The sequence below is a fragment of the Nocardia sienata NBRC 100364 genome, assembly GCF_001613205.1.
Lineage (GTDB): Bacteria > Actinomycetota > Actinomycetes > Mycobacteriales > Mycobacteriaceae > Nocardia > Nocardia sienata.
The window spans coordinates 1-11437 of record NZ_BDBX01000089.1; the positions used below are offsets into that span (position 1 = coordinate 1).

General features: G+C 61.7%; 7 protein-coding genes and 2 pseudogenes. 2 read left to right on the plus strand and 7 right to left on the minus strand.

Annotated elements, in window-relative coordinates; translation table 11 throughout:
- From NS4_RS30455 to NS4_RS30475, 4 genes and pseudogenes are all read right to left on the minus strand, one after another.
- A pseudogene (locus NS4_RS30455) lies at positions 1-251 on the minus strand (6-carboxytetrahydropterin synthase); the annotation flags it as partial.
- Positions 252-774: 523 nt separating this feature from the next.
- Positions 775-3240, minus strand: coding sequence for a DEAD/DEAH box helicase (locus NS4_RS30465; protein WP_084487861.1), 2466 nt, complete (start codon positions 3238-3240; stop codon positions 775-777).
- Entirely contained in the window at positions 3237-4793 is a 1557-nt protein-coding gene (locus NS4_RS30470; protein WP_169811833.1) for a site-specific DNA-methyltransferase, read from the minus strand. Before NS4_RS30470 ends, NS4_RS30465 begins: the two co-directional genes overlap by 4 nt.
- Positions 4794-5245: 452 nt before the next feature.
- Entirely contained in the window at positions 5246-6514 is a 1269-nt protein-coding gene (locus NS4_RS30475; RefSeq protein ID WP_169811834.1) for a DNA recombination protein RmuC, read from the minus strand.
- A gap of 87 nt (positions 6515-6601) precedes the next feature.
- On the opposite strand from NS4_RS30475, the gene NS4_RS32770 reads away from it, so the two are divergent.
- Entirely contained in the window at positions 6602-7417 is an 816-nt protein-coding gene (locus NS4_RS32770; protein WP_169811835.1) for a hypothetical protein, read from the plus strand.
- A 127-nt stretch (positions 7418-7544) separates the two neighbouring features.
- Here the strand turns inward: NS4_RS32770 and NS4_RS30480 are convergent, their stop codons facing one another.
- On the minus strand, positions 7545-8735 hold the full coding sequence (locus tag NS4_RS30480; protein ID WP_063062926.1) for an IS701 family transposase: 1191 nt from the start codon (positions 8733-8735) through the stop codon (positions 7545-7547).
- A gap of 63 nt (positions 8736-8798) precedes the next feature.
- Positions 8799-9614, minus strand: a pseudogene (locus NS4_RS31845) (IS5 family transposase).
- A 132-nt stretch (positions 9615-9746) separates the two neighbouring features.
- On the opposite strand from NS4_RS31845, the gene NS4_RS30490 reads away from it, so the two are divergent.
- A complete protein-coding gene (locus tag NS4_RS30490) occupies positions 9747-10535 on the plus strand; it encodes a DUF8757 domain-containing protein (protein WP_063062928.1) in 789 nt (262 codons plus the stop codon).
- Here NS4_RS30490 and NS4_RS30495 read toward each other — a convergent pair.
- Entirely contained in the window at positions 10532-11005 is a 474-nt protein-coding gene (locus NS4_RS30495; protein WP_063062929.1) for a DUF488 domain-containing protein, read from the minus strand. The two genes, NS4_RS30490 and NS4_RS30495, sit on opposite strands and share 4 nt — an antisense overlap.
- Positions 11006-11437: the final 432 nt, after the last annotated feature.

An 11437-nucleotide genomic window follows, 5' to 3' on the forward strand; every position in this document is an offset into this window, starting at 1 on the left:
AGTTGCGGTATCCGCTGTACCAACTCCCCATACAGGATCTGGGCAACGCGCTCGAAAGTCGGTTTGTCTTCGAATAACTCGGTCCAAACGGTCGCCGACAAACGGGCCGCGTACTCGTCGTGAACCTCGTCGAGCAAATCGGTATCGACAAACCGGCCGTGGGCGTCGAGCTGGTCGTCAGCAAAGGAGAAACCCACCCGCAGCGTGACCAAAACCTCGGTGGTCGGCGCCAACCCCCGCGCCTGCCGCACACCGGTGAAGACAGTCCCTGCGTAACCCCGAAGCGGCGGCTCATCCCCACGCTGAACACCCGAAACACCGAATCCAATGACCGGGCATCCCGACCACGGATTTGCTGCTTGCCCCAGCCGGGTGCCGCACCAGTCGAAGCGCCACGACCAACACCCGAGACGATATGACATCGGCTTCGGCGCCCAGTTCAAGCTGGCGGCGAGTATCGTGATAGCGAAACTCGCTACCCTGGAATGGATTCAGGTCGCCCACCTGCATGCCGGTATCGCTGACGACTTCCAGTTCGAAACCGCGGGCCCCATGGCAAGTCCAACTCAATAACGCCGGTTACTCCGAGATCGTCGCGGAGTGGCCATCACACCGGCGAGAGCTCTGCATCACAAGACGTCTGCCAGCCAACCGCGGCAAGGACACCCCGGCGAACAAGTCAGTACTTTCCAGATGATCCTGGTAAAACCACAAGGTGGCGGCGGAACCGACCCACTCAGCACTCGCGTGGCCGTGGGAAGCGTGTGATTGGAGTCAGAGCTCCGGTTTCGTCTTGACGATTAGTTCCTCCCACGTCTTCGCCTGCCGCACATGCGTTTCCGTCGCGAACACATACCTCCAGGTACCGAACCTGCCGTCATCGCGGACAAACCGCGCCCACTCCTGGGCCGCATGCTTCTTGTCTAGCACCTCGACATCGCGTGCAGCGTTGTCGGACTTTCCTTCCACCACCCAAAACACGCCATCAACATCCAGCACAACGAAGTCGGGATAGTACTTCTTACTGTTATTGCGTTCGATCCACACCTCGCCCGGCTCATAAATTCGTAGCCACCACTGCACCTGCCGCGAACTATCAAACATGTGTGCGAGTTTAAATTCGGTCGACTTGGCATCGAAGTTTGCGAACGGCTGAATCGAGCGGTTCCACTGCCCGTACCACTTCTCCTTGTTGAAATCATCCCAAATGCTTGCCGTATTGCTCGGCATCGGTCGCCGCACCGGCACCTCAACGCGCGTGTACGTCCATTTCGGGTGCAGCTTCCGGTTGTCGTAGCTGCCGCGGATCAACTCGTCGATCGCTCTCACCGCTTGGTCGGTGCGACGTTGGCTCCACAACGCATCCTCCTCGTCGTCGGTCACACCAGCACCGAGCAAGAACTCGCGGGTAATGCGATGGGTCGCATTGAGTTCAGGAGTTTCGCTGGGGACAAGCCCCAGGTTCCAGATCCGGTCCGCTAACTCGTTGCGAACCTTGGCGACTGGTACCCACTTCTGGGTGGCATCCTCATCGGCAACCTGCTGAGTCCGCAGCGAAACATTGCCGTCGAGATCCCGCTGTCCGACGATGGCTTGCCGTTTGAGATGGACTGGGAACTCGTGCACAAAGCTCGCCCCCACAGCTTGTACTGCGGAGTTCTCCACATAGCTAAGCGAAAAATCGACCGGGGCCATTTCCCGTTCACGCCGCGGGAACACGATCGTCGGCGCATCCTCGACCTTGTACAGCACCTGCATGGCTGCCGCAGCGTCCTTATCTAGTTGCTGATCGACCGCGTCCACTGAGGCGAAGACCAGGAACTCCGCTCCATCGACAACTTCACCGTCCTTGACACGTGCGGGCCCCACTAGATGCAGCTCGCCATTCTCGAAAATCTCACGATGGTCGGGTTGTGGGTTACTGAGCGGCAGCGGTGCTTGCCCATGCGGAACTGGTTCGGCAGCGGGCTCCCCGATGTCTGGCGCCAAGGAAGCCGGTGCCGATGGCACCAAACGTTCCAGCAGCGCGTCCTTGTTGGCTAGCAGTGATCGGTAGGAGTCATGCGCGACCAAGTCGACCTGGTCGATGGCGGGGATGCCTACACGTGTGCCGAAGGGCAACCGCAACCCGCGCCCCAATACCTGCTCCGTCAACGTCGATGACGCGAGCGCCCGATAGCCGACGATCACCCCGATACTTTTGACGTCCCAACCCTCTTTCAGCATGTTCACGCTGACGACAGCTCGCACCGGCGACTCTGGTGACTCGACGGCGGCAAGTTCAGCTAGCGCTTTGTCACTGGATTGGCTGGTGATCAGGAGAACTTCGCCGTGGCCGGGGAGTTTATCTCCCTGCGTAAGGATCTCAGCGACGTACTCAGCGTCCTTGATGTCTTGGCACACGACGAACAACACAGGACTGATCGGCGGGTATCCATTGTGGCCAGCCCAACTCTGCCACACAATCTCCTTGCGCTGCCGGAGTTGGCAAGCGTCAGCGAGCTGGGTTTCGATGTCCTTCTGGCCGTCTTCGCGGTAGACGATCACCGGGATCTTCACCAAGCCGTCAGCTATCGCCTGCGCGAGGCTGTACTGGTAGACGATCTTGTCGCGGTCCGCATCGTCTGGTGTCGCGGTCAACCCCACCAAAGCACGCGGAGAGAGGTCGCGGATTGCGGCACCGAACGCCTTCGCCTTCTCGCGGTAGACGTGGTGTTCATCAGCTATGATGACGAGGTCATCGACCTGGCGGAGGTGATCGTAGAGTCCTTGTCCGATGAACTCGTCTACCTCGCGGGTCTTCCGCGACGTTTTCACCGTTGGTTTGGTGAGCTGCTGGACGTTGAAGATGAACAGCTTCAACGCGTTCGGGTCGTGCAACGCGTCACCGACCTGGCCTCGCGAAAAGTTGTCGGCGGTGATCAGTAACGGGGGATACTCCGCGCCCGCAACGAACTTCCGATGGCCAGGAGTGAAGTTATCGACCGTCTTTGCCTGGATGGTGCTCCCAGGGGTGACGATCAAGACGTTACGTACCCCTTGCGCAGCGAGATAGTCGACTAGAGCGGCAGCGAGATAGGTTTTCCCAACTCCGGTCGCGAGGTCGCATACCACCTCACGCCCGTCACCGTCCTGGATCGCTGTAGCGACCTTAGCCAAGCCGGTGGCGTTCGGTCTGCGGAGATCCATGCGCGCCGTGATCTCCTCGACCACAGCAACGTCATACGGCAACCATGTCATCGGACGATCCTCCCCCGCGACACCAAATCACGCGGCGCCTTCAGTACCCGAGATCCTGGACTGATGTCCTTGAGCACCTGGACAGTGCCAGGTGCAACAGCTTTCGCGACGATAGTGGCCCGCTCGTCCTCACCCAATCGCGCCACGATCGCACGAACGAGGATCTCATCGACCACGCCATCAACGACCGCGAGCCGAGTACGGCCCTTCACTCCATGGAACGGTGGCTGCACACTGAACGTGAACCCCAGCTGGGCTGCCACTGCCTGCGCGAACTCATCACCTTTCGCCCAGTCAGCGACGAGTAGCCGACCTTCGGCGGATTCGTAGAGCGAGGGACCAACCTCCAGGTTGGTGAAGCTGCCGCCTGAACTCCATCCAGATTCTGCCGTGATGCCGCCGGGATCTAATCCAGCGATGACCTTCTCAATTCTCGGTCGAGTGAAGTTCGAAACGGTTTTTGCCGAGAGCTCTACCGTCACCCATCGGCGGCCCATCTTGTGTGCGACGGCGGCAGTCGTTCCAGATCCAGCAAAGCAATCGAGGACAATTTCGCCAGCATTGCTGGCGATTTGAATGACGCGCTGGATTAGGCGCTCCGGTTTGGGTGTTGCAAAGGGGGCGCCATTGGGGAATAGCGCTTTAATTTCCCGCTTGCTGGTTCTATTACTCCCTACGTCAGCATTCCTCCACCAGGTGTCCGGGGGGCTCCCGATGCCCGTGTCAGCATAGATCCGGTAGTAAGGATTCCATCCAGACTTGCCCCGGACCCACTCAATGCGATGGATCTCGGCCTCCACCTTCTCGCGCTTCCAGACCCAGCGGCCATCTCTTCCTCCGTCGAGCTTGGGGTATACCTCGGTGCCGTCAGGCGCCGTCATCGGGTAGTACATGGTGGGCCGAGCTTCTCTGGTTGAGTCCGGCCCGGTCGCCTTGAATGGAATAGTGCAGTAGTGGCGCCCCTCGCCGTCTACCTTATTGTAATGGGAGGGGAGTTCCTGACGCTTAGTCCTGTTGACGGAAAAAGCGTCGGACTTTCTATAGACGAGAATGATATCATGTCGCGAAGAGAATAGATTAGCGTCCATTTTCAGGGTGTCCGACTTCTCCCAGACGATGCTTGTTACGAAATTAGGACGCCCAAATATCTCATCCAACAGGACTTTGCAGTACGCCATTTCAGCGTCGTCGAGGTGGACCCAGACCGAACCGTCAGCTGCCAATAGTTCGCGAACAAGTAGGAGGCGTTCGCGCATCATTCCGAGCCAGATCGAGTGTTCCAGTGCATCGTGATAGTGCTCGAACGCTTGGCCGGTATTGAACGGCGGGTCGATGTAGACCAATTTGACTTTGCCTCGGTACTGCTTTGCGTACTCCGGTGTACGTACAAGCGCATGCAGAGCGTCGTAGCTGTCACCCTGAATGAGTAAGTTGTCATCGGTGCCACCTGCCGAGGCTGCAACGTTACCGATGGGGTGCAGTAACCGCACCTCGGTGACGCGGGAGTCGTCGCGGGCGACCCACTCGTAACCCCCGGCACCGTCAGAGACCAACGCTTGGTCCTTATTGACCCAAGACAGTGTGAGTCGACCGGTCACGCAACTGCCCTTCGCTCGCCGAATACCGCCTGGATAGGGTAGCCGGGACCGGAGTTCGACACGCAGGTGGAGCATCCGTGAACCTCTAGGAACCCTCAATCCGGCCTGAATCGTGTCGATCGGAGATCCTGCAGACAACCAAGGCTCCAGTGTTGAGGAGCTGCCGATAGCGGCCTCCGCTTCCTCCGCGCAGCGTTGCGCCGCACCCGGATCGACGATGTCCGCGCGGTCCGGCGCGCCGTAGCTGATCAGCGCTACCCCGGAGGAGCGGCGCCGGGCAGCTGCCCGGCGGGAGCAGGCCAGCACGTTGGCACCGGAGACCTACTCGCGGCCGATACGCCGTGGTCAGCGGCAGGACCGGGGGTACTCCCGCTGGCCACGACATAGGCTTGGTTTCTCGGCTTTTGTCAGCCTGTCACCGAATCGTCGGTGTCTATATCGGCCCCGACTGTCACCGCGTCTTCTATCTCCCCTACCTCGGCGGAGCGCTCCGCCCGTTGCGCGTTTACTCGGGCCCCACCGATGTATGAGACCGAGTCGGCGACCGAAGCAACCGCTGGTGCCGACCACTCGGTATCGGCCTCGGGAAGGGCGAGAACCCGGGTAGTGAGGTCGATGGCGGCGGGTTCGGGTATCGGGTTGTCGGTACCCTGCAGCTCATCAACTCTGCGGGCTTGCGGCAAGAGTCGCCGCTCTACGGAACCGGCCATGACATTGAATGCTTCCACCGTGGCAGCGATCCTAGCGCCGACCTTGTTGATATGACCGATAACATCGCGAATCCGCTTGGTCATTTCCTTGCAGGTGTCGACCGTGCGTTTGATGTTCTCGACAGCTGCTTCCTGTCGCAGGACCACCGCCACCGACCGCAGCAGCACCAGCAGGCTGGTCGGAGTGGCCAAAATGACGTTGCGACCCGCCGCGTACTCCCACAGCTCCGGGTCCTGCTCCCACGCCGCGTACAAGAACACCTCCGAAGGAACGAACATCACCACGAACTCCGGCGAGTACTCCGGCAGCGTCCAGTACTCCTTTTCGGTGAGCTGGTCGATGTGCCGGCGCATATTCTTGGCGTGTGAGGCCAGCTTCTCTTTGCGTTCGGCCTCGTCGCGAGCGTCATGAGCCTCGAGAAACGCGTTGAACGGGGATTTGGCGTCGACCACGATCGACATCCCCCCACCGATCCGCACCACCATGTCCGGGCGCAGCATCACGCCCTCGCGGTTGGTGAGGCTGGGCTGTTCGAAGAAGTCGACCTGGCTCAGCATTCCGGCCGCCTCCACGACGTTGCGCAGTTGACGTTCTCCCCATTTCCCGCGGGTGTTGGGCCGACGCAACGCGTTCACCAGCCGCTCGGTCTCCTTCTGCACCGCCTCGTTGCTCATCCGGAGCTGCTCGTTGGTGGTGCGCATCTGCTGCAGCTGCTCGCTGAGGGAGGCGAAGGATCCGGCGCGGTCCTTCTCGACCCCGCGCACATATTCGGTGAGGGTCTCCACCTGCGTGGACAACGGTTTGATCAGCTCGTCGACCGCGGCTCGGCGCTGCTCCAGCTCCTGGCCGGTGGCCTGGGCCCGCTGATCAGCCAGTTCGGTGAACTGTTTCACCAACTGGGCCCCGGTCTCCTCCAGCATCTGCCCGGCCATGTGCTTGATACGGTCCTGCTGGCTGCTCAGCAATTCGACCTGCTCGGTGAATCGCTCCCGTGCTGACAGCAGCTCCGACTCAAGCCCGGCCCGCGCGGCGGCTTCCTTATTGAACTGGTTTTGCAGCGCATCCGCCCGCTGGACCGCAGCGTCACGATCTTGTCGCGCCTGTTCGACGGCTGCGTCACGTTCGGCCCGGACCTGCTCGATCGCCGTGTCGCGTTCGATCCGCGCCTGATTGACCGCCACGTCCCGCTCAGTCCGCACCTGCTCGATCTCGGCCTCGCGTTCCGCCCGCACCGCTGCGATAGCGGCGCCACGTTCTTCGCGTGCCGTCTCACCTGCGGCGTCACGTTCGCGCCGCATCTGCTCGGTCGCCTCACGCTCGCGCCGCGCCTGTTCTTCGGCGATGGCCGCGCGGCCGCGCCCGGCCATGAATCCAATGCCTCCAGCGAGGCCTGCCACCACGATCACCATCACGACGAACACACCAATGCCGATCAAGTCGAAACCTTTCTTCCTGAACACCGATGCGACCTCGACCCCTCATGGGTCGGGAAGTGGAACAGCGCTGGCCTACCGGACCGCCGAGCGCGCAGGGACAACTACCACCACCCACCGACAGAAACCGGCAACGCCGCAAACCTCGAAAACAAACTGGTCACAAGTCTTTTCGCGACAACGGCAGCGAACCGCCACCGATTCGGCGATATCGGCACCGGCTTCCACAGCGGCCCGGCGCCGCGAATCTTCGGCCGGCGCGGCGTTATCCTCGGCGCGGCCCGAAGAAATAATTCTCGGGGCGAGTGCACGACCGGAGTGACCAACCTCTGCGAGATGATGGGCGGGGGCTGTCGACAGAAACCCGGCTGGCGAGAGCGCGTTCGGGCGCGGTTTGGGCCGTTCCGAGCCGAGTTCCCAGTTACGCTGGCTTAGTACTCCAGCCGCACTTGGTTATGTAATCGGCGTCTGCGCTGGTAGTGGGCTTTTCTGGCCCGGTATTGGTGCCGACGCCGCCAGGTTGACCACTGCCAGATGGCGGTGTGGCCGGGTCGGTAGGCGATCACGTGTGCCAGAAGACGGCGGATCTCGCCGAGGGTGAGCGAGATGAGTTCGCTGCCAATGCTTTTGGGGAGATTGCGGCGGTGACGGCGAGGTAGGTGTGGGCGAGCATGGCGAGGGTGATGTGGCGGTACCAGGCGTCGTAGCGGCGGACCTGGTAGTGGTCGAGGCCGATTTCGGTTTTCGCGGTTTGGAAGCAGTCCTCGATGGCCCAGCGGGTGCCGGCGACCCGGATGAGGGTGTCGTCGCTGGTGCCGGTGGGTGCGAAGCACATGTAGTAGGCGATCTCGAACTCGCCTTTGCTGTTCGGAGTCAGCGCCCGGCGAGCGAGTAGCCAGCGGCTCCAGCCTGCGGAGGTGGTCCACTCGTAGACCGGCAGCGAGGCTACCGCCCAGTCGAACATGCGCGGCCCCTTCGCTCCGTCGCCGCAGCTTAGGCGCTTCCACGCCTCCGGCGGTGCTTGCGCGACGAGGTGGTCGGCGCGGGTGCAACCGGCGGTGATCGGGATGGTCTGGCTGCGCGGCACCGCTACCACGTATCCGATGTAGCGGGTTTCGAGCCAGGTCCGGAACTTATAGTCGCCGCCGTAGGCCTCGTCCGCGGTCACCCATCGGGCCGGGACCCCGCCATCCAGTGCTCGGGCGAGCATCTTCTTGGCGAGTGTGGCCTTGGTGGCGAATTCCACGCTATCGGGGACGTTCGCCTCCCGGCAGCGGTCACGGTCGTCGGTCCACGACTTCGGCAGATACAACTCCCGATCGATCAGCGTGCGACCTTTGCCAGTGGCATAAGCACAGAAGACACCCAGCTGACAGTTCTCTATCCGCCCTGCCGTACCCGAGTATTGTCGTTGCACCCCAGCAGATTTCACTCCCTTCTTGAGGAACCCGGTTTCATCGACGATCAACACGCCATCGGGATCACCGAGATGCTCTACCGCGTAGCCGCACACATCATCGCGCACCCCGTCGACGTCCCACGCGGCCTTGTTCAACAGACGCTGCATCCCATCCGGCGTCAGGTCACCGGCTGCTTCCGCAAGTGTCCAGCCATTCTTCCCCGCCAACGGCGCCAACAACCCGCGCACATACATCCGCGCCCGCAACCGCGGCTCCGCACGATAGAAACGCCCCGCAACCAGCCCAAACAGATCATCCAACCCAGCCACCCACGCGGCCAGGTCCTCGCCCATCGACACGACGAAAGATCATACCGCACAACATAACTAAGTGCGGCTGGAGTATTAGAGGGCGTCTTACGTGGATAGTTTCTTGTAGCAGGTGAGAGCTGCGGCGAGTTGTAGAAATGCTGCGAAGAGGCGGCCGTGGCGTTCGTAGCGGATTGTCAATCGCCGATATCCGGTAAACCACGCGATGGTGCGTTCGATCTTCCACCGATGACGACCCAATCTCTTGGGGTCCTCGATCCCACGACGGGCGATACGAGGCACGAGGCACTATCCCGCGAGCACGCAGCCAGCGGCGACGGGCGTCATAGTCGTAGCCCTTGTCGGCACGCAGTTTGGCGGGTTTGCCACGACGCGGGCCACGGACCGACCGAATCCGCGGGATCGACTCGACCATCGGTTGCAGCATCACCGAATCGTGAGTGTTCGCGGCGGAAACACCGGTGACCAGCGGTATCCCGTTCGCATCCGAGATGATGTGGATCTTGGATCCTTTCTTGCCGCGGTCGACCGGGCTGCGGCCGGTCAGTGATCCCCTTTTTTCGCCCGCACGCTCGCCGCGTCCAGGATCGCCGCGCTCCAGTCGAGCTCGCCGGCGGCCCCGAGCCGGTCGAGGATCTCTCGATGCAGTGCGTCGAATACTCCGGTGTCGGCCCACACCATGAACCGTCGATGCGCGGTCGGAACGCTCACTCCGAACGACGGCGGCAGATGCCGCCACGCGCATCCGCTGGTCAACACGAACACCACTGCGGTGAAGACCGCACGTTCATCGACGGGAGCGGTGCCTCCGCCCTGCGGTCTGGGAATGAACTCGGGTAGCAGCGGTTTCACGATGTCCCACAACGCATCCGGGACAAGTCTCTGAGCAAGCCTGTCGACCACGGGTCACATCATGCCGGACAACGAATTACACCCACGTAAGACGCCCTCTTAATGGGGGATAACGAATTATCGCGCGCCACAGATGCGAAGGGGTTCAGGCAACCTCGTGCAGGGGACGAGACCGTAAAGGTCATGATCACCGTCAAGACCTACCCGAACCCGAGCGACACATACGGCGAGACCGTCTGTGTGGCGGGCGTCAGGCTCGATCGGGAGCGTCCCGAGTGGATCCGTCTGTACCCGGTGAAGTTCCGCAACGAGGACTTCGACAAACAGTTCAAGAAGTACGAGGTCCTGCGCCTCAACGGCACGTACAGACAACCCAACGACAACCGCCCTGAGTCGTTCCGCCCGCGCCAGGACGAGCTGGAACACATAGAGCTGTTGGATACGAGCAGCAATTGGCAGCGGCGCCGGATGAACCTCGACGGCCTCATCGGCGCCACCACCATGTGCGGGCTCCTCGCTAAAAACCCTATTGGCGGCATGGGCACTCCGTCACCGTCGCTCGGACTCATCAAACCGACAGACGTCGAGGCCAGCGTCGTCGCCGGAGAACCCTGGTCCGCAGCGGAGCGGGCGAAGATCGACAAGTCGTCGGCTCCGGATCTGTTCGGTACCTCGCTCAGGCCGCTGGAACCGGCACCATTCGCTGTGCGATATAAATACCGCTGCGAGTCGTCGAAGTGCCGCGGCCACGACCAGAAAGTGCTCGACTGGGAGGCAGGACAAGCCGGCCGACGCTGGCTGAAGTCCCACGGTGCCCTCCGAGCGCAAGAGATGCTCCTCGGGAAGTGGCGCGACACAATGCTCTCACCTGACCGCGATGTCCACTTCTACGTCGGCAACCAGAACCAGCACCGCCGGTCCTTCTCAGTCCTCGGCGTCTGGTACCCCAAGACCGAACTCGCCTTGTTCTAGACGTGTACCACCGCCGCGTTGGGGCGGGCCTTGAGCAGTCGATGCACCACCATGTCACGATGGCACTCGGCATGGTCGTGCTCGAAGCACAGCAGCGCCACCACACCACCATCGAGAAGCTCGCACACGTGCGCAAGAGCATCGGTCGCAGCGGCACTATCGAGTACGTCGTGATAACGGGCGCGGGATTCCGGCTCACCGGCGCGGAAACCATCCCGATTGCTCTTCGGATTGCCGAGTGCACGGTGGTGGACGTAACCGATGCCCACCGCGGCAAGAGCCTCGGCGAGCTTCGTCTTCGACAACCCAGGTTTGCGGCTCAGCGGAGTCAGGCGTACATCGACGAGCACCTGGACGCCCTGTTCGACGAGCTGGGCGACGAGATCGTCGACGGTTTTCCCCTCGTAGCCGATGCTGACAAGGATCCGTTCGGCGACGTCGCAGTCGGCGGCAGTGTCAGGGACTCCCATAGGTTCCTATCGTGCACCAGCCACTGCGATGTAGCGCGACAGACCCCAAAGAGTGCGACAGAATCACGACCACAGCTCAGCCCGAGTTCTACCAGCCAAGCCGCTGGCCTCGCGGTGACGGCAGAGGGATGTCCGAGCAGACACATTCGACGCGCGTAGCGATACTTCAGCCTTGCCACGTACATCAGCGGGCGGCAACTGTCATGTACACCGAGCACAGCCAACCCACTCCGGCACGAATAGCCATTCAGTGATCGGAAACACAATCTGTATATTCAGCTAGGCTGACCAGGCTCTCTACGCCAATACACCCCATTTTCCACTCCGAACGAGGAGCGGCTTGCCTGCCGGACGGGATGACCTCAGTGTCGAATCCATGAGTAGCGCGATTGCAGCTGGCCTGCTGTCCCTCCTGGTTGGTGTCCCCGCCTC